Raw genomic sequence first — 20,039 nt, forward strand, 5'->3', positions numbered from 1 at the left:
GTGTACTCGTATGCCTCGTACACACACTGAGAGGGGGAGGCAGCAGCAGTGACCAACATCCCCGAGACCGGCAGGACCCCACGGGTTCAGATCCGGCTCGTCGTCATCCAGATTCTCGTTCTCTCCCTCCTCGGCACCCTCGGCGGCCGCCTCTGGTACCTCCAGATCCGCAACGGCGACGAGTACGCCAAGGAAGCCTCCGGAAACCACGTCCAGCAGGTCGTCCAGCCTGCCGTACGCGGCTCGATCCTGGACGCGCGCGGGGTGCCGATCGCCGACAACGAGACCCGGCTCGTGGTCTCCGCCTCGCGCACCGACCTGCTGAAGATGAAGGACGACGGCAAGGCGGTCCTCACCAAGCTCGCCGGTGTGCTGGCCATGAAGCCCGAGGACGTCATCCAGAAGATCCGGCTGTGCGACTCCGAGACCCCGCAGCCCTGCTGGAACGGCTCGCCCTACCAGCCGATCCCCATCACCGACGAGGCCACCGCCAAGCAGGCGTTGCAGATCCGTGAGCGCTCCGAGGACTTCCCCGGCATCACCGCCGAGCCCCAGGCCGTGCGCCGCTACGCCGCCCCCGGCAAGGCCAACACCGCACAGGTGCTCGGCTATCTGTCGCCCGTCACCGACGCCGAGATCACCAAGGCCGAGGACACCGCCTCGCCGTACCTGCGCTCCGACCAGGTCGGCCGCTCCGGCCTCGAGCGCGAGTACGACAAGGAACTGCGCGGCAAGGCCGGCGTCACCCGCTACGAGGTCGACAACCTCGGCCGGGTCATGGGCCAGGCCAAGAGCGACGCGGCCGAACCCGGCGCGAACCTCGTCACCAGCATCGACGCCCGCGTCCAGCGCGTCGCCGAGTACCAGCTGAACGAGGCGATGAAGACCGCCCGTACGCAGCTCGACCGGAACACCGGCGTGAAGTACAAGGCCGACTCGGGCGCGGTCATCGTGATGGAGGCCAAGACCGGCCGCGTCGTCGCCATGGCCTCCAACCCGACCTACGACCCGAACGCCTGGGTCGGCGGTATCTCCGCCAAGGACTACGCCTCGCTCACCGGCAAGTCGTCCAACTACCCGCTGCTCAACCGGGCGATCCAGGGCCAGGCGGCACCCGGATCGATCTTCAAGGTCGTCTCCACCGCGGCCGCGGTCAACGCCGGCTACCCCTTCGACGGGAACTACGAGTGCTCCAGCTCGTACTCCGTCGGCAGCCAGGTCTTCAAGAACTTCGAGTCCCGGGGGTACGGCCCGATCAGCCTCGGCCGCGCCCTGGAGGTCTCCTGCGACACCGTCTTCTACCGCCTCGCCCACCAGGAGTGGAAGAGGGACGGCGGCACCAAGCCGAAGAAGAACGCCAACGACTGGTTCTACAAGACCGCCCACCAGTACGGCCTCGGCGCCGAGACGGGCATCGACCTCCCGAACGAGGTCACCGGCCGTATCCCCGACCGCCAGTGGAAGCAGAGCTACTGGAAGGCCAACAAGAACGCCTGGTGCAAGTACGGCAAGAAGAACGGCACCTACGCGGAGAAGATCGCCTACGAGAACTGCCTCGAAGGCAACATGATGCGCGCCGGTGACTCCGTCAACTACTCGATCGGCCAGGGCGACACGCTCGTCACGCCGATACAGATGGCGACGATCTACTCGGCGATCTCCAACGGCGGCACCCTCTACGACCCGACCGTCGGCAAGGCGATCGTCAGCGCCGACGGCAAGAGCGTGAAGGAGATCGAGCCGACGTCGCACGGCAAGCTGCCGGTCTCGAAGGCGACGCTCGCCGAGATGGACGACGCCCTCGCGGGAGTCGTGACCCGCGGTTCCGCCGCCTGGCGCTTCGGAGGCTGGCCGCAGGACGAGATCCCGATGCACGCCAAGACCGGTACGGCCGAGGTCTACGGCAAGCAGACCACCTCGTGGTTCGCCACGTACACCAAGGACTACACGGTCGTCATGACCATCTCCCAGGGTGGCACGGGCTCCGGCGCATCGGGCCCCGCCGTGCGCAAGATCTACAACGCGCTGTACGGCGTCTCCGAGGAGGGCGCGATCGACAAGAGCAAGGCGCTGCTGCCCACCCCAGAGAAGAAGCTGCCGAAGATCCAGTCCGACGGCTCGATCGACGCCCCGGCGATCTCCAAGGACCCGGCCAAGGACCAGCAGGCGAGCGAGGAGAGCGACCTCGCCGCCGACGACGACACCCAGCCCGCGGCCACCACACCGTCGCCGACCGCAAGCAACCGCACCGCCCGAAGGCGCACGGCACGCCCGAAGAAGCGGCGGAGGATCCTGACATGACGGGAGCCAACAACTTCTCCGTCTCCGGGTACGGGCCCGAGCGCGCCGGCTGGACGCGTCTGTTCGCCCGTGACTCGCTGGCCCGTCGACTCGACTGGCCGATACTGTTCGCGGCGATCGCGCTCTCGCTGATCGGCTCGGCCCTCGTCTACTCGGCGACCCGCAACCGCACCGAGATCAACCAGGGCGACCCGTACTACTTCCTCATCCGCCACCTCATGAACACCGGCATCGGGTTCGGCCTGATGATCGGCACGGTCTGGCTCGGCCACCGCACCCTGCGCACCGCCGTGCCGATCCTGTACGGCCTCTCGGTCTTCCTGATCCTCGCGGTGCTGACCCCGCTCGGCGCCACAGTCAACGGCGCGCACGCCTGGATCGTGCTCGGCGGCGGCTTCTCCCTCCAGCCCTCCGAGTTCGTGAAGATCACGATCATCCTGGGCATGGCGATGCTGCTCGCGGCCCGGGTCGACGCGGGCGACCGGTCGTACCCCGACCACCGCACGGTCCTGCAGGCCCTGGGTCTCGCCGCCGTCCCGATGATGATCGTCATGCTGATGCCCGACCTCGGCTCGGTCATGGTCATGGTCATCATCGTGCTCGGCGTGCTGCTCGCCTCCGGCGCCTCCAACCGCTGGGTGTTCGGCCTGCTCGGCACCGGTGCGCTCGGCGCGATCGCGGTCTGGCAGCTGAAGATCCTCGACGAGTACCAGATCAACCGCTTCGCCGCCTTCGCCAACCCGGAGCTCGACCCGGCCGGCGTCGGCTACAACACCAACCAGGCCCGCATCGCCATCGGCTCCGGCGGCCTCTTCGGCACCGGCCTCGGCCAGGGCTCGCAGACCACCGGCCAGTTCGTTCCCGAACAGCAGACCGACTTCGTGTTCACGGTCGCGGGCGAGGAACTGGGCTTCGTGGGCGCCGGACTGATCCTGCTCCTGCTCGGCGTCGTTCTGTGGCGGGCCTGCCGCATCGCCCGCGAGACCACCGAGCTGTACGGCACGATCGTCGCCGCCGGCATCATCGCCTGGTTCGCCTTCCAGTCCTTCGAGAACATCGGCATGACCCTCGGCATCATGCCGGTCGCCGGTCTCCCCCTGCCCTTCGTGTCGTACGGCGGCTCGTCGATGTTCGCGGTGTGGGTGGCGGTGGGGCTGTTGCAGTCGATCAGGGTGCAGCGGCCGATGTCGGCGTAGGCGAGGGCCGGGAACGCGAGCTCCGATCATGCCCTGATGGCCGTCAGGTGGCTTGTCGGTGGCCTCCGGGTGACGTCCGGGTGGCGAGGAGATAGCGGCTGTTCCCGGCCAGGCCCTGCCATCCCGGGCGCGCAGCCACTAGATTCGGTTCATGGCGGACACGAAGCGCGAGATCGAGCGGAAGTACGAAGCCCCGGCCGCGGGCGAGCTTCCCGACCTGACGGGCGTCTCCGGCGTCTCGGGCGTCGTCGACAAGGGCGTCGCGGAACTCGACGCCACCTATTACGACACGGCCGACCAGCGGCTCGCCGCCGCCTCCCTCACGCTGCGCCGCCGCACCGGCGGCGACGACGCGGGCTGGCACCTCAAACTGCCGGTCGCCGAGGGCGTCCGCGACGAGATACACGCCCCGCTCTCCGACACCGTGCCCCGGTACCTGAGCGGCCTCGTGCGCTCCCGGGTGCGCGAGGCCGAGCTCGTCCCGGTCGTACGGCTGCGGTCGGCCCGCGACATCCGCCATCTCGTCGACGCCTCCGGCGCCCTGCTCGCCGAGGTCAGCGTCGACCGTGTCCGCGCGGAGCGGCTCAGCGGCGGCGTGGGCACCGCCGAATGGACCGAGATCGAGGTGGAGCTCGCCGACGACGGTGATCCGGCCTTTCTCGACAAGGTGGAGAAGAAGCTCCGCAAGGCGGGCCTGAACCGGTCGTCCTCGGCGTCCAAGCTGGCGCGGGCGCTGGACGAGACCGGCCCGAAGCGCAAGAAGAAGGCCACGGAGTCGGCCCCGGCCGCGGAGAGCGCCGGCGACCACGTCCTCGCCTATGTCCGCGCCCAGCGCGACGCGATCGTCGAGCTGGACCCCGCCGTCCGCCGCGACGCGTACGACTCCGTGCACAGCATGCGCGTCGCCACCCGTCGCATGCGCAGCACCTTCCGCTCGTACGGCGAGGTCCTGGACCGCACCGTCACCGACCCGATCGGTGACGAACTGAAGTGGCTGGCCGGTGAACTGGGCGTCGACCGCGACCAGGAAGTGCTCACCGAACGCCTGACGGCGGCGCTCGACGAACTGCCACGCACCGTGCTCGCGGGTCCCGTCCGCACCCGCCTGCGCACCTGGTCGACCGCCCGCAGCGGCGGCTCCCGGCGCCGCCTGATCGCCGTACTGGACGGGAAGCGCTACCTGGACCTGCTGGCGACGCTGGACGCGGTGGTAGCCGACCCACCGCTCCTGAAGGCGGCGTCGGCCGACCCGTCCAAGTCGCTCGCGAAGGCCGTACGGAAGGACTTCAAGAAGGTCTCCGACCTGATCGCGGAGGCGCTCGACCAGCCGCCCGGCGAGGACCGCAGCCTCGCGATGCACGAGGCGCGCAAGAAGGCCAAGCGCACCCGGTACGCGGCCGAGGCGGCCACCCCCGCGCTCGGCGATCCCGCCGCCGGCCTGGTCAAGTCCATGAAGTCGCTGCAGAGCCTGCTCGGCGACCACCAGGACTCCGTGATGGCCCGCGAGGCCCTGCGGGACCTGGCGACGCAGGCGCACGCGGCGGGGGAGAGCGCGTTCACGTACGGGGTGCTGTACGGGAGGGAGGAGCAGCGGGCGGCGGCGGACGAGGCGGAGCTGCCGGACGCCTGGGAGGCGATCGAAGGGCAGGGCGCGGTCTGACGGCTAGGGCCTGTCGTTTGGATCAGGTCGCGGGGGATCGACGATGCCTTGTCGGCGCAGATGCGCGTGCCAGACCCCGCGTCCGCGGCGTGATCCAAACGACAGGCCCTGGACGGGTGCGGGGGGCCTCTTCGGCCGCGTTAGGCTAGATGGTCACCCCTGTCAGCTCACGAAGGTTCGCGAGATGTCTGTCGAATCGGTCTTCCCGCAGCTCGAAGCTCTGCTCCCGCATGTGCAGAAGCCGATCCAGTACGTCGGCGGCGAGCTCAACTCCACGGTCAAGCCCTGGGACGCCTGTGACGTCCGCTGGGCGCTGATGTACCCCGACGCGTACGAGGTCGGGCTGCCCAACCAGGGCGTCATGATCCTCTACGAGGTACTGAACGAGCGCCCGGGCGTCCTCGCCGAGCGCACGTACAGCGTGTGGCCGGACCTGGAGGCGCTGATGCGCGAGCACCAGGTCCCCCAGTTCACGGTGGACAGCCACCGCCCGGTGCGTGAGTTCGACGTCTTCGGCCTGTCCTTCTCCACGGAGCTGGGCTACACCAACATGCTGACGGCGCTGGACCTGGCGGGCATCCCGCTGGAGTCCCGCGCGCGCACGATCGACGACCCGATCGTGCTGGCCGGCGGGCATGCCGCCTTCAACCCCGAGCCGATCGCCGACTTCATCGACGCGGCGATCATCGGCGACGGCGAGCAGGCTGTGCTCGACATGACCGAGATCATCCGCGCCTGGAAGGCGGAGGGCCGCCCGGGAGGCCGCGAGGAAGTCCTCTTCCGTCTCGCGAAGACGGGCTCGGTCTACATCCCCGCGTTCTACGACGTCGAGTACCTCCCCGACGGCCGTATCGCCCGCGTGGTCCCCAACAAGTCGGGCGTCCCGTGGCGCGTGTCCAAGCACACGGTCATGGACCTCGACGAGTGGCCGTACCCCAAGCAGCCCCTGGTCCCGCTCGCGGAGACCGTCCACGAGCGCATGTCGGTGGAGATCTTCCGCGGCTGTACGCGCGGCTGCCGCTTCTGCCAGGCGGGCATGATCACCCGCCCGGTCCGCGAGCGCTCCATCACGGGCATCGGCGAGATGGTGGAGAAGGGCCTGAAGGCGACGGGCTTCGAGGAGGTGGGCCTCCTCTCGCTGTCGAGCGCGGACCACAGCGAGATCGGCGACATCGCGAAGGGCCTGGCGGACCGGTACGAGGAGGACAAGATCGGCCTGTCCCTCCCCTCCACCCGCGTGGACGCCTTCAACGTCGACCTGGCCAACGAGCTGACCCGCAACGGCCGCCGCTCCGGTCTGACCTTCGCCCCCGAGGGCGGCAGCGAGCGCATGCGCAAGGTCATCAACAAGATGGTCTCGGAAGAGGACCTGATCCGCACGGTCTCCACGGCGTACGGCAACGGCTGGCGCCAGGTGAAGCTGTACTTCATGTGCGGCCTGCCCACGGAGACGGACGAGGACGTCCTGCAGATCGGCGACATGGCGGTCAACGTGATCGCCGAGGGCCGCAAGGTCTCCGGCCAGAACGACATCCGCTGCACGGTCTCGATCGGCGGCTTCGTCCCCAAGCCCCACACCCCCTTCCAGTGGGCGCCCCAGCTTTCCGCCGAGGAGACGGACGCCCGCCTCGAGAAGCTCCGCGACAAGATCCGCGGCGACAAGAAGTACGGCCGCTCCATCGGCTTCCGCTACCACGACGGCAAGCCCGGCATCGTCGAGGGCCTGCTCTCGCGCGGCGACCGCCGTATCGGTTCGGTCATCCGCGCGGTCTACGAGGACGGCGGCCGCTTCGACGGCTGGCGCGAGCACTTCTCGTACGACCGCTGGATGGCCTGCGCCGAGAAGACGCTGCCGGAGTTCGGGGTCGACGTCGACTGGTACACCACCCGCGAGCGCACCTACGAGGAAGTCCTCCCCTGGGACCACCTCGACTCCGGCCTCGACAAGGACTGGCTCTGGGAGGACTGGCAGGACGCCCTCGACGAGACGGAGGTCGAGGACTGCCGGTGGACGCCCTGCTTCGACTGTGGTGTTTGTCCGCAGATGGACACGAGTATCCAAATCGGCCCGACGGGCAAGAAGTTGCTGCCGCTGTCGGTGAAGCAGCCGACGGGGAGTGGGCACAGCCACTGAGTGTCGGCGGCAACCCGTTGTGGGGTGCCGCGAGGGGTGTCCGACGGGTCTGTTGTCGACCTGCCGGACACCCCTTTCTGTCGTGTGGGCGGGGCCGGTTGAGCCTCGGCCACCTTGGCGAGTGCGACTACCCTTCTGGCTCGCTCTCCACCACGGCGATGGCGAATCCGAGAGCCTCGGTGATGTTCGTGGCCGCGGCCATGACCTTGGCGGTGCCCACGACGGGTGCCACGGCGACCAGTACGTCCTGAATCTGCTCCACGGTCACGTTGTTCTCGATGGCGGGACCGATGTGGGCGACGTAGGAAACGGGCGGCGCATCCATGGCCGCGAGGGCGGCGATGCGCGTCAGGATGAGCGTGTCCAAAGGCAGCCCGCACCGCTCGATCGAGTCGAGAGTCATGGCGGCCAGGGTGTCAAGGACAGGAGTCTCGGATGATGCTGTCATAGGGCCATCTCCTGAATCGGGCCCCTTATTTCAGCGTAAGTGGTCCTCTGGCCTTGGGCATCAGGATCGTGGCCGTCTGCATCCAAGAGGCCCGCTGATGCGTCTATGTCGGTATGGACCTGGAAAAGCCGCCTGCCGAGCGACCCGTACCGCGGGCCGAAGGGTGCCTCACGGTCGCGATCCGGCTGCCCGTGCGGATCGTCGTGCTGGTGCTCGTCGTGCCCGTGCGCATGGTGTGGGACGCGCTGGTCGTCGGCGGGCGGTTCCTGCGGGACACCGTGCTGCGGCCGGTGGGGCGTGCGCTGGGGTGGGTGGCGTGGGCGCTGTTCGTCTGGCCGTGGGTGACGCTGTGGCGGTACGCCGTCGTGCCGGTCGGCAAGGGGCTCGGGTGGCTCGGGTACGTGCTGCTGGTCGTGCCCCTGGTGTGGCTGTACCGGAACCTGCTGACACCGGTCGGGCACGCCATCGCCTGGGCGGCGCGAGGAATCGGCGCCGGGCTCGGCTGGGTGTGCCGCGGCATCGGTGCCGGGCTCGGCTGGGTGTGCCGCGGCATCGGTGCCGGGCTCGGCTGGGTGTACGCGCGGCTGTTGGCGCCCCTCGGGCACGCGGTCGCCTGGCTGCTCAAGGGCGTCGGGATCGGGCTCGCGGTGGTCGGGATCGGGGTGTACAACGCCGTGGCCTGGCTGGTGAGGTATCTGATCGTCGTACCGGCGGTGTGGCTGTACGAGTGGATCCTCGCGCCCGTCGGACGGGCGATCGCGTGGGCGGCGCGCGGACTCGTGTGGCTCGTACGGATGATCTTCACCGGGATCGGTGCGGCGCTCTACTGGACGTTGCGCATCCTGCTCGTGCTGCCCGCGCTCGCCGTGTGGCGCTGGGTGCTGGTGCCGGTCGGGCGCGTCCTCGCCGTCATCGGGCGGGAGGTCGGCGGGGCGCTCGGGCACGCGTGGCGGGTGGCCGGGCACATCTCGCACACCGTCGGGCGGTTCCTCGGGCGACTCTTCCGGTGGATCTTCGTGGAGCCGGTGCGCTGGGTGTACCGGAGCCTGTTGACGCCCCTCGGGCATGTCGTACGGGACACCGTTCTGCGGCCCGCCGCCGAGGCCGCGCGCAGCGTGGGACGGGTGACGCGGCAGGCCCTGACCGCCGCCCGTGAGTCCGCGCGGCAGGCGCGTGCCGACGTCCGCCGGATGCTCTTCGGCGCGCCTCGCGAGCCACAGCCCGTGGCCCAGCGGGAACCGGGAGCCGCCGCGACACGTAGTCTTGGTAGCAGTAAGACCGCTCTCACGAAGGACTGAACGACACTGGGCAAGCGACAGCCCGAAGGCCCGCCGCCCGCACCCGCGGTGCAGCGCATCCGACTGCGCTACACCAAGCGCGGCCGCCTCCGGTTCACCAGCCACCGTGACTTCCAGCGCGCCTTCGAGCGTGCGCTGCGCCGCGCCGAGGTGCCGATGGCGTACTCGGCGGGGTTCACGCCGCATCCGAAGGTGTCGTACGCCAATGCCGCACCCACCGGCACGGGCAGTGAGGCGGAGTACCTGGAGATTGCGCTCACCGCGGCGCGTGACCCCGAGAAGCTGCGCGAGCTTCTCGACGAGTCGATGCCTGTAGGGCTCGACATCATCGAGGCGGTCGAGGCCCGGACGTCCGGGCTCGCCGACCGGCTCACCGCGTCCGTGTGGGAGCTGCGCCTCGACGGCGTGGCGCTCGAGGACGTGTCGCGCGCGGTCGACGCCTTCAAGTCGGCCGACACGGTGGAGGTCCAGCGCAGGACCAAGAACGGGATGCGCACCTTCGACGCCCGCAGTGCTGTAGCGAGCCTCGAGGCGCACAGTCCGCAGGCCGATAGGCCGACCGACCAGCCCTGTGCGATACTGCGGCTGGTTGTTCGGCACGTGACGCCTGCCGTACGACCCGACGACGTCCTGTCCGGTCTTCGCGCCGTGGCCGACCTGGCGCCGCCGGTCCCCGCAGCGGTGACCAGGCTGGCGCAGGGGCTGTTCGATGAAGAGACCGGCACGGTGACCGACCCGCTCGCGCCCGACCGCGAGGCAGTCACGGCCGCCCCAGCCGATCGCACAGGGGCCGCCGCATCTGCCGCCGCGAAGGCGTCGGCGTAGGTCCCGCGTAAGGACGGATGTCGTAGCGCCGCCCTCGTATCCGGGAGCCACCTGGGTCGGGCAGCGCACCGACCAGAAGACTTTCGCCAGGCCGTACGCACACATGGCGTACGGAACCGGTGGGACAGGACACAGAGAGCTCCCGTGCGGCGCCCGCGCCCCGGACGGCGGCACCGCGCATCGCGCGAGCCGCGGACGTCACCGGATCATCCGGACCAGGTGCGGCGCCCGGGAGCCTGACGGGAGATCCACCCGCATGCTCGAGTCAACCGAACCCGCTGAGCCCTCCAGGGGCTCCGAAGCCAACAACACCCCCAGCGACACCCTGCCGCCGCGGCGCCGCCGCCGCGCAGCGTCGCGCCCGGCGGGCCCGCCCACGGGCGCGGCCGAGAGCGTGGCTGAGACCACGGCTCCGGCCATACCGCCGGTGGCGTCCGCCGATCTCGCCGAAGCCACAGAGCTCGCCGAGGCCACAGAGGTCGTCGAGACCGTAGAAACCGAAGAGGCAGCGGTGGAGGCGGTGGCTGAGGCCGCCGTCGAGGACGCCGCTCCGCGTCGTGCGCGTCGTCGTGCCACGCGGCGGGTGTCCACGCCCGCCGGTGCGCCGGTGGCGGCCGAAGCGGCGGAGACCGTCGTGCCCGCGGCCGCGCCCGTCGAGGCCGGGGCTGAGGAGGACACTCCCGCTCCGTCCGTCGAGGAGGCCGCGCCCGCTGCCCGGCTGCGCCGCCGTGCGACCCGTCGCGCCTCCGCGCCGACCGGGGCCCCCAAGGCGGCCGCGGCGGCTGAGACCGTCGAGACGGCTGAGGTCGCGGAGGTTGCGGCGGTCGCTGAGGCCGCTGAGGTCACCAAGGCCGTCGAGGAGTCGGCGAGTGCCGTTGCCGAGCCCGCCGAGGAAGCCGCACCGCGCCGTACCGCCCGCCGTCGCGCCACCCGGCGCGTCTCCGCACCCGCCGGTGCGCCCGAGGGCGACACCGTCGACGAGCGTGTGGAGGCGCCCGTGACCAGCGAGAACAAGCCCCCTGTGCCTGCCGCGAGCCCCGAGAGTGAGACCGCCGAGGTCGCGCAGGCCGAGGAGGGCGCCCCGCGTCGCGCCACCCGCCGCCGTGCCACCCGTAAGGCCGCCGGCGGTTTCTCCGCCCCCGCGCCGAAGGAGACCGACGAGTCCGGGCGGCGTCCCGGGCGTCCGGCTGTCGCCGTGTTCCAGGCGCCCGTGTTCACCGAGCCGATGTTCCAGACCCCGGAGCGGGCCGCTGCCGCGGCTGCCGCCGAGGCGGCGGAGGTCGTCGAGGCTCCTGAGGTCGTCGAGGCCCCTGAGGCTGTCGAGGTCGTCGAGGAGGCGACCGGCGGGCGTCGGCGCCGTCGTCGCCGGGCCGTCGAGGAGGAGCAGCCCGCGGCTGTGACCGCGGAGGCCGTCGACGAGGTCGAGGAGCCCGAGGAGTCCGGCGAGGACGTCGTCGAGGGTGACGAGTCCGAGGAGGAGTCGGCCGGGTCGCGCCGTCGTCGCCGCCGTGGTGGCCGTCGTCGTCGCCGTGGTGAGTCCGCCGAGCTGGACGGCGAGTCCGGCGACGACGACTATGCCGCCGAGCAGGCCGCGCAGGATGCCGAGGACACCGCCGAGCAGGCCGAGGAGGACGCCGAGGAGGCGGACGAGGAGTCCGGTGGTTCCGGCTCCAGCAGCAGCCGTCGCAGGCGCCGCCGTCGGCGTCGCGCCGGTGACTCCGGCACCGACGTCGAGCCCGGCGACAACGACCCCGAGCGCACCGTCGTGAAGGTCCGCGAGCCCCGCAGCAGCAAGAAGGACGAGCGGCCCGGCGATGGCACGGACGAGGTGCAGTCCATCAAGGGCTCGACCCGCCTGGAGGCGAAGAAGCAGCGCCGTCGCGAGGGTCGCGAGCAGGGCCGTCGGCGCGTTCCGATCATCACCGAGGCCGAGTTCCTGGCCCGCCGTGAGGCCGTCGAGCGCGTGATGGTCGTCCGCCAGAGCGGCGAGCGCACCCAGATCGGCGTCCTCGAGGACAACGTGCTCGTCGAGCACTACGTCAACAAGGAACAGGCGACCTCGTACGTCGGCAATGTGTATCTCGGCAAGGTGCAGAACGTCCTGCCCTCGATGGAGGCCGCCTTCATCGACATCGGCAAGGGCCGCAACGCCGTGCTGTACGCCGGTGAGGTCAACTTCGAGGCGCTGGGCATGGCCAACGGGCCGCGCCGCATCGAGAGCGCGCTGAAGTCCGGCCAGTCGGTCCTCGTGCAGGTCACGAAGGACCCGATCGGTCACAAGGGCGCCCGCCTCACCAGCCAGGTGTCCCTCCCCGGCCGCTACCTGGTCTACGTGCCCGAGGGTTCGATGACCGGCATCAGCCGCAAGCTGCCCGACACCGAGCGCGCGCGTCTGAAGACCATCCTCAAGAAGATCGTCCCCGAGGACGCGGGCGTCATCGTGCGCACGGCAGCCGAGGGTGCGAGCGAGGACGAGCTGCGCCGTGACGTCGAGCGACTGCAGGCGCAGTGGGAGGACATCGAGAAGAAGGCGAAGAGCGGCGGCAGCTCCAACGCACCGTCGCTGCTGTACGGCGAGCCGGACATGACCGTCCGTGTCGTCCGCGACATCTTCAACGAGGACTTCTCCAAGGTCATCGTCAGCGGCGACGAGGCATGGGAGACCATCCACGGGTACGTCTCCCACGTCGCGCCCGACCTGACCGACCGCCTGTCGAAGTGGACCTCCGAGGTCGACGTCTTCGCGACGTACCGGATCGACGAGCAGCTGATGAAGGCGCTGGACCGCAAGGTCTGGCTGCCCAGCGGCGGCTCGCTGGTGATCGACAAGACCGAGGCCATGGTCGTGATCGACGTCAACACCGGCAAGTTCACCGGCCAGGGCGGCAACCTCGAAGAGACCGTGACCAGGAACAACCTGGAGGCGGCCGAGGAGATCGTGCGCCAGCTGCGGCTGCGCGACCTGGGCGGAATCGTCGTCGTCGACTTCATCGACATGGTCCTGGAGTCCAACCGGGACCTGGTGCTGCGGCGGATGCTCGAATGCCTGGGGCGTGACCGGACGAAGCACCAGGTCGCCGAGGTCACCTCGCTCGGCCTCGTGCAGATGACGCGCAAGCGCGTCGGACAGGGTCTGCTGGAGTCCTTCTCCGAGACCTGCGTCCACTGCAACGGCCGTGGCGTCATCGTGCACATGGAGCAGCCGACCTCCGTCGGAGGCGGCGGCAAGCGCAAGAAGCGCGGCCGGGGCGGCGTCGAGCTGGCCCCCGAGCACGAGCACGAGCTCGTGCACGAGGTCGAGGAGGAGCTGGAGACGGTCGAGAGCGAGGCCGAGGTGGCCGCCGAGGTCGCCGCGCCCGTGGCGCTCGCCGTGCCCGAGTTCGTACCGGACGAGGAGCTGTACAGCAGCGCTGCCGAGGCGGAGGCCGCGGCTTCCCGTGGCCGTTCGCGGCGCCGGGCGACCCGGCGGGCGTCGGCTCCGGCGGGTGCGCCGAGGACCGAGGAGCGGGCTCCCCGGGGCCGGCGTGAGGAGCGGGCGGAGCGGACTCTGCTGTCCCGTGAGGCCGCCGAGTCCGAGCCGGTCGCGGTCGAGGACCCGGTCGTCGAGGCGCCGGTTGTGCAGACGCCGGTCGTCGAGGCACCCGAGGCCGTGGCGGTCCCCGAGGCCGCCGTACAGCAGGAAGAGGCCGCTCCCAAGGGCCGTGCACGCCGTCGTGCGACGCGGAAGGTGTCGGCCCCGGCCGGTTCCCCGAAGGCGGCGGAGGAGGCCGTGGTGACGGTCACGGAGCCGGTCGCGGCGGTGCCCTCCGAGGCGGTCGTAGAGGTCGTCGAGGTCGTCGAGCCGAAGCCCGAGCCCGTGGCTGAGCCTGCCGCCGAGAGCGCCGCGCCGGCCCGTCCGCGGCGCCGTGCCGTCCGCAAGGCCACCGCGCCCACCGCGTCCGAGGAGGCGGCCGTCGTGGTCGTCCCGTCGGTCTCGGCGGAGCCGGTCGCCGAGACGGTGACCGACACGGTGACCGAGGTCGACGCCGAGGCTCCGGCCCCCGCCAAGAAGACGGCCGCGCGCAAGACGGCCACGGCGAAGAAGGCGACGGCCAAGAAGACGGCCGCCAAGAAGACCGCGGCCAAGAAGACGGTCGCCAAGAAGGCCACGGCCAAGACCACGGCGAAGAAGGCGACCGCGAAGAAGACGGCTGCCAAGTCGACGGCGAAGAAGACCGCGGCGGCGGAGCAGGCTCAGTCCACCGTCTCGGTCTCGGCCGAGGACTGATCGGCTGATCCCCTTACCGCACAAGGCAGTTGGCGGCCCGCCCGGTTCTCGCCGGGCGATGGCGAGTGAGGGAGCGGGGCCCGGTTTGACCCCTCAAGCCGGGCCCCGTAACCTTGACCGTCGGCGTGTCGACTGACCCGCCACGTCCCCGTAAACCTCATCCTCCCGGGCCAGGCACGGCCGGGAGAGGCCGCCCGCGTTCATATGCGTGGCGGCTGGACTGCGGGGGTGCCGTTCCCGAGCGAGAGAGTGAGATCCGCGTGTACGCCATCGTGCGCAGCGGTGGCCGCCAGCACAAGGTTGCTGTCGGCGACATCGTTGAGGTTGACAAGATTTCCACTGCCAAGGTTGGCGACACGGTCGAGCTCTCGACCCTGCTCGTTGTCGACGGCGAAGCCGTGACGAGCGACCCGTGGGTCCTGGCCGGCATCAAGGTCCAGGCCGAGGTCGTGGATCACCACAAGGGTGTGAAGATCGACATCCTTCGCTACAAGAACAAGACCGGCTACCGCCGTCGTCAGGGCCACCGCCAGCAGTACACGGCGATCAAGGTCACTGAGATCCCCGCGGCTGCGAAGTAAGGGACTGAGGAGAGATGGCACACAAGAAGGGCGCATCGTCCACTCGGAACGGTCGCGACTCCAATGCTCAGCGGCTCGGCGTGAAGCGCTTCGGCGGTCAGGTCGTCAACGCCGGTGAGATCCTGGTCCGCCAGCGCGGCACGCACTTCCACCCGGGCAACGGCGTCGGCCGTGGCAAGGACGACACGCTGTTCGCCCTTGACGCCGGTGCGGTGGAGTTCGGTACCCACCGTGGCCGCAAGGTCGTGAACATCGTTCCGGTCGCCTGACCGGTTCTTTCGCGAGGCGGACCTCACTTCCCGGTCGGGAAGTGGGTCCGCCTTTCGTTTGTTACCCAAGAGACATTCCGTACAAGAGACCCCCCGTACGAGAGACATTCCGTACGCGCTGAAAAGTAACCCAAGTGCTGGAGGCACCCCACATGACCACCTTCGTGGACCGCGTCGAGCTGCACGTCGCCGCGGGTAGCGGAGGCCACGGCTGTGCCTCCGTTCACCGGGAGAAGTTCAAGCCGCTCGGCGGCCCGGACGGCGGCAACGGCGGCCGTGGCGGTGACGTGATGCTGGTAGTCGACCAGTCCGTGACCACGCTGCTCGACTACCACCACTCCCCGCACCGCAAGGCGACCAACGGCAAGCCCGGCGAGGGCGGCAACCGGTCCGGCAAGGACGGGCAGGACCTGATCCTGCCGGTGCCGGACGGCACGGTCGTACTCGACAAGGCGGGCAACGTCCTCGCGGACCTCGTCGGCCACGGCACGTCGTACGTCGCCGCGCAGGGCGGTCGTGGCGGCCTCGGCAACGCGGCGCTGGCCTCGGCCCGCCGCAAGGCGCCCGGCTTCGCGCTGCTCGGGGTGCCCGGGGATCTCCAGGACATCGTCCTGGAGCTGAAGACCGTCGCGGACGTGGCCCTCGTCGGCTACCCGAGCGCGGGTAAGTCCTCGCTGATCTCGGTCCTGTCCGCCGCCAAGCCGAAGATCGCGGACTACCCGTTCACGACCCTCGTCCCCAACCTGGGCGTGGTGACGGCGGGCGAGACGGTCTACACGATCGCCGACGTGCCCGGACTCATCCCCGGCGCCAGCCAGGGCAAGGGCCTCGGCCTTGAATTCCTCCGCCACGTCGAGCGGTGCAGCGTGCTCGTCCATGTCCTGGACACGGCGACCCTGGAGTCCGATCGCGATCCGGTCACCGACCTCGACATCATCGAGGAGGAGCTGAAGCAGTACGGCGGCCTCGGCAACCGCCCGCGCATGGTCGTCCTGAACAAGATCGACGTACCCGATGGCAAGGACCTCGCCGAGATGGTCCGCCCGGACCTGGAGGCTCGCGGCTACCGCGTCTTCGAGGTGTCGGCGGTCGCGCACATGGGCCTCAAGGAGCTGTCCTTCGCCCTCGCCGAGCTGATCGGGAAGGCGCGTGCCGCCAAGCCCAAGGAGGAGGCGACCCGGATCGTCATCCGCCCGAAGGCGGTCGACGACGCGGGCTTCACCGTGGTCCAGGAGGAGGACGGCCTCTTCCGGGTGCGCGGTGAGAAGCCCGAGCGCTGGGTCCGCCAGACCGACTTCAGCAACGACGAGGCCGTCGGCTACCTCGCCGACCGCCTCAACCGCCTCGGCGTCGAGGCGGAGCTGATGAAGGCGGGCGCCCGCTCGGGCGACGGCGTTGCCATCGGGCCCGAGGAGAACGCGGTCGTCTTCGACTGGGAGCCGACGGTGATGGCTGGTGCGGAGATGCTGGGGCGGCGTGGTGAGGACCACCGGTTCGACGCGCCGCGGCCTGCCACGCAGCGTCGCCGGGACAAGCAGGCGGAGCGGGACGAGTCGGAGAAGGAGTACGACGACTTCGAGCCGTTCTAGGGGCGGCTCGGGCGTCCAGGGCCGGCTGGGGGTTGAGGGGTTTCGCGCCCCCGCAGCCCCTACCCGTCCCGTCCCCGGGGGCTCCGCCCCCGGACCCCCGCCAGGGGCGCTGCTGCGCCCCCCCCGGACCTCCGCTCGGGGCGGTGCGCCCCTGGACCCCCGCTCGGGGCGCTGCGCCCCCCGGACCCCGCCTTCGCCCGAAAGGCTCGTCCTTAAACGCCGGACGGGCTGGGTGGCCCCGTACTGAAAGAACGTCAGGCCCGCCGCGGTGCAGGGATTTTCCCCGCACCGCGGCGGGTCTCTTTTTGCTCGCTCAGTTGTCATGTTCGTGATGGACCCCGTTCAGCGAGCGGGCCGTTGCGCCGTGTGAGCTTCCCGGTGTTCAAGGGGCCACCGACGCAAGGGAGTTCACCGATGTCCGGAGCTGTCTCACGCGATCGTCGCCGCTTTCTGACCGCCAGTGCCGGGGTGCTGGGTGCCGCGGCCACCACGCAGCTGTGGCTGCCTGCCACCGCGGGAGCCGCCGAAACACCCCTGCCTGACGGTGTGTTCGCGCTCGGTGTCGCCTCCGGCGATCCGCTGCCGGGCGCCGTCGTGCTGTGGACCAGGCTCGCCCCCGACCCACTCAACGGCGGCGGTATGCCCGACCGCGCGGTGCCGGTGGAATGGGAGCTCGCCGAGGACAGCCGGTTCAGGAAGCGGGTGCGGCGGGGTGTCGCGCAGGCGTTGCCCGAGTACGGGCACAGCGTTCACGTCGACGTACGCGGACTGCGCCCGGACCGCGCCTACTGGTACCGCTTCCGCACCTCCGGACAGCTCTCGCCGACCGGCCGCACCCGCACCGCGCCCCACCCGCGCAGCTCGGGCGGCACGCTCCGCGTGGCCCTCGCCTCCTGCCAGAACTGGCAGAACGGCTACTTCACGCCGTACGCCGACATGCGCGACCAGGATCCGGACGTCGTCGTCTTCGTCGGCGACTACATCTACGAGACCAGGCCGTCGGCCACGGCCATCCGTACGCACGAGGGCAGCAACGAGCCGTACACCCTCGTCCAGTACCGCAACCGCTACGCGCAGTACCGCACCGATCCGCACCTCGCGGCGATGCACGCGGCCGCGCCCTGGGTGGTCACCTTCGACGACCACGAGGTCGACAACGACTTCGCGGGCGACATCCCGCAGGACCCGGCCAGTCAGTCGCACGACGCCTTCGTGGCCCGGCTGACCGCCGCCTACCAGGCGTACTACGAGCACATGCCGGTCCGGGCGAGCGCGATCCCGAACGGGCCGCACATCCAGATGTACCGGCGGCTCGACTTCGGCCGGCTGGCCCGCCTCAACGTCCTGGACACCCGGCAGTACCGCAGCGACCAGGCGACCAGCCAGGCGGGCGCCGCGAACCCCGCGCTCACCATGCTCGGCGCCGAGCAGAAGGAGTGGCTGCTCGACGGCCTGCACGGGTCGCCGACCCGCTGGAACCTGATCGCCTCGCAGATCATGATGGCCGAGACGGATCTCCAGGTCGGCGAGGGCAAGCTCTGGTACTACGACGCCTGGGACGGCTACCAGGTCGAACGCAACGCCCTCATGGGGGAGTTCGCGAGCATCCGCAACCCCGTCGTGCTGACCGGCGACCGCCACCTCAGCATGATCAGCGACCTCAAGAAGGACTTCGCCGACCCGGACTCCGACGTCGTCGGCGCCGAGTTCGTCGGGACCTCCATCTCCAGCGGCGGCGACCAGGACCAGGCGGCCTTCCACAAGGACTGGGACCCGCGGATGGCGGACAACCCGCACTGGAAGTTCATCGACGCCCATCGCGGCTACCACCTCTTCGACATCCGGCGCGACGGCATCGACGCCCAGGTGCGCGTCCCGGAGACCGTCCTGAAGCCCGACGCCGCCTCCAGCACGCTGGCCCGGCTGCGGGTCGAGGCGGGGGCGCCGGGAGTGCGACTGGTCTGATCACCCGGGACCAACTGGGGGAGCTCTGGAGCTCATATGAGTCCCAGAGCACTCTCAGTTAATACTCAGGTAAGAGATTTAACCTCCCTTGACCATGGAGACCGACTGTACGACTCATGACGCGGCAGCCACCGGGACGGAAACAGAAGCCGTCCAGGAAGTGGCGCAAACCGTCGCGAAGGGTGCCCCCGGCGCCCTCCTCGTAGGCACCCGGCTGTTGCACATCGGCCCGCACAAAACCGGGACCACGTCGATCCAGGGCGCGCTGTTCGCGGCGAAGGAGGCGATGGCCGGGCACGGCGTCGACTTCCCGGCACGCAGCAGGCATCCCATGGAGGCGGCCCTCGGCGTCTGCGCCCGGCCCGGCATGATGGGCGACACCAGGCCCACCGAGGGCCACTGGAAGCGGCTCGTGGACGCGGTGCACGCGACCGGCAAGCGCACCTCGGTGGTCAGCAGCGAGTTCTTCGCCGACGCGCCCGACGACGAGACCATCGCCCGGATCGTCGACGACCTCGGCCGGGACCGGGTGCACGTCCTGGTCACCCTCCGCCCGCTGGCGAAGATCATGCCCTCGCAGTGGCAGCAGTACGTGCAGAACGGTCTGCGCATGGGCTACGAGGACTGGCTGACGCACATGCTGCGCAAGGCCCCCTACGAGAAGCCCAACCCGAGCTTCTGGCGCCGCCACCGCCACGACCGGCTGGTGGAGCGCTGGGTGCGGGTGGTCGGCGCCGAGAACGTCACCGTCGTCGTGGTCGACGACAGCGACCGCGGCGGCCTCATGCGCACCTTCGAATCCCTCCTCGGTCTGCCGGACGGTCTCCTGGTGCCGGTTCCGGACACGGCGAATCGCTCACTCACCCTCGCCGAGACCGAAATGCTGCGAAAGCTCAATATGGAGTTCCGCGGCAATGGGCTGCCCGACGAGGTGTATTCCAAGCTGGTGCGCAATGGCGCGGTCATGCATATGAAGAACGCCTGTCGTCCCGCGGCGGACGACGCGCGGATCCACACGCCGATGTGGGCGCTGGAGGCGGCCGCGGGCATCGGCGCGGAGATGGCCGAGCGGATCGGCACCATGGGCGTACGGGTACTCGGCGACCCCGCGCTGCTGTCCGCCGTACCCGTCGCGGGCGGTGCCGAGGGGACGGCGGCCCCGCGGATCGATCCCGAGGTGGCGGCCCAGGCGCTGTACGGGGCGCTCGCCGTGGCGGCCGCGACTCCCGCCGTGCGCGCCGCCGCTGTCCGCTCGGTTCACCAGACCCCGTCCAAGGAACTCGTCCGGGTGCTCGGCCACCGGGTCCTCAAGCGGCTGAAGCGCGAGTAGCGGAAGTAGTAAGTAACGGACGGGCCTCGCTTCCGCTGTGGAGGCGAGGAGAAAACGTACAAAAACCGTGTGGAGTTACTCACAGCAAATCCGGACAATTCGGTCGTGATCCGGTCCGGATTCCTGGGGGTCGCCTGCGTGCAAGGTGAATAGTGGGTTGCGCGCACATATGCAGC

At 70.2% G+C, this 20,039-nt stretch carries 13 protein-coding genes; 12 read left to right on the top strand and 1 reads right to left on the bottom strand.

The annotated features are described in order from the left end of the window. The first annotated feature begins 48 nt into the window (after positions 1–48). The 4 genes from mrdA to ACX28W_RS13220 all read left to right on the top strand — a co-directional run bounded on the left by mrdA (position 49) and on the right by ACX28W_RS13220 (position 7,291). Positions 49–2,301 (top strand): penicillin-binding protein 2, encoded by a 2,253-nt coding sequence (mrdA, locus tag ACX28W_RS13205; protein ID WP_458999103.1) that lies wholly within the window; start codon positions 49–51, stop codon positions 2,299–2,301. Beyond that, the gene (gene rodA, locus ACX28W_RS13210) at positions 2,298–3,497 is read left to right on the top strand and encodes a rod shape-determining protein RodA (protein ID WP_458999104.1); all 1,200 of its coding nucleotides are present in this window, start codon (positions 2,298–2,300) and stop codon (positions 3,495–3,497) included. The genes mrdA and rodA overlap by 4 nt, the downstream gene beginning before the upstream one ends. Positions 3,498–3,648: 151 nt before the next feature. Continuing rightward, a complete protein-coding gene (locus ACX28W_RS13215; protein WP_458999105.1) occupies positions 3,649–5,157 on the top strand; it encodes a CYTH and CHAD domain-containing protein in 1,509 nt (502 codons plus the stop codon). Positions 5,158–5,341: 184 nt separating this feature from the next. After that, complete coding sequence (locus tag ACX28W_RS13220) at positions 5,342–7,291, top strand: TIGR03960 family B12-binding radical SAM protein (protein ID WP_458999106.1); 1,950 nt, start codon at positions 5,342–5,344, stop codon at positions 7,289–7,291. A 127-nt stretch (positions 7,292–7,418) separates the two neighbouring features. Here the strand turns inward: ACX28W_RS13220 and ACX28W_RS13225 are convergent, their stop codons facing one another. Then, positions 7,419–7,739 (bottom strand): carboxymuconolactone decarboxylase family protein, encoded by a 321-nt coding sequence (locus ACX28W_RS13225; protein WP_458999107.1) that lies wholly within the window; start codon positions 7,737–7,739, stop codon positions 7,419–7,421. A 113-nt stretch (positions 7,740–7,852) separates the two neighbouring features. On the opposite strand from ACX28W_RS13225, the gene ACX28W_RS13230 reads away from it, so the two are divergent. From ACX28W_RS13230 to ACX28W_RS13265, 8 genes are all read left to right on the top strand, one after another. Then, a complete protein-coding gene (locus tag ACX28W_RS13230; RefSeq protein ID WP_458999108.1) occupies positions 7,853–9,037 on the top strand; it encodes a hypothetical protein in 1,185 nt (394 codons plus the stop codon). Between the two features lie 48 nt (positions 9,038–9,085). Beyond that, on the top strand, positions 9,086–9,862 hold the full coding sequence (locus ACX28W_RS13235; protein ID WP_458999109.1) for a TIGR03936 family radical SAM-associated protein: 777 nt from the start codon (positions 9,086–9,088) through the stop codon (positions 9,860–9,862). A gap of 256 nt (positions 9,863–10,118) precedes the next feature. Further along, the gene (locus ACX28W_RS13240) at positions 10,119–14,129 is read left to right on the top strand and encodes an Rne/Rng family ribonuclease (RefSeq protein ID WP_458999110.1); all 4,011 of its coding nucleotides are present in this window, start codon (positions 10,119–10,121) and stop codon (positions 14,127–14,129) included. 260 nt (positions 14,130–14,389) lie between these two features. After that, positions 14,390–14,710, top strand: coding sequence for a 50S ribosomal protein L21 (rplU, locus tag ACX28W_RS13245; protein ID WP_030601628.1), 321 nt, complete (start codon positions 14,390–14,392; stop codon positions 14,708–14,710). A gap of 14 nt (positions 14,711–14,724) precedes the next feature. Next, the gene (gene rpmA, locus ACX28W_RS13250) at positions 14,725–14,979 is read left to right on the top strand and encodes a 50S ribosomal protein L27 (protein ID WP_028802588.1); all 255 of its coding nucleotides are present in this window, start codon (positions 14,725–14,727) and stop codon (positions 14,977–14,979) included. A gap of 152 nt (positions 14,980–15,131) precedes the next feature. Further along, entirely contained in the window at positions 15,132–16,568 is a 1,437-nt protein-coding gene (gene obgE, locus ACX28W_RS13255; RefSeq protein ID WP_458999111.1) for a GTPase ObgE, read from the top strand. 414 nt (positions 16,569–16,982) lie between these two features. Continuing rightward, on the top strand, positions 16,983–18,533 hold the full coding sequence (locus tag ACX28W_RS13260; protein ID WP_458999112.1) for an alkaline phosphatase D family protein: 1,551 nt from the start codon (positions 16,983–16,985) through the stop codon (positions 18,531–18,533). Positions 18,534–18,627: 94 nt separating this feature from the next. Then, positions 18,628–19,863 (top strand): hypothetical protein, encoded by a 1,236-nt coding sequence (locus tag ACX28W_RS13265; protein WP_458999113.1) that lies wholly within the window; start codon positions 18,628–18,630, stop codon positions 19,861–19,863. Positions 19,864–20,039 lie beyond the last annotated feature (176 nt).

It is taken from the genome of Streptomyces sp. SD15 (assembly GCF_054462255.1).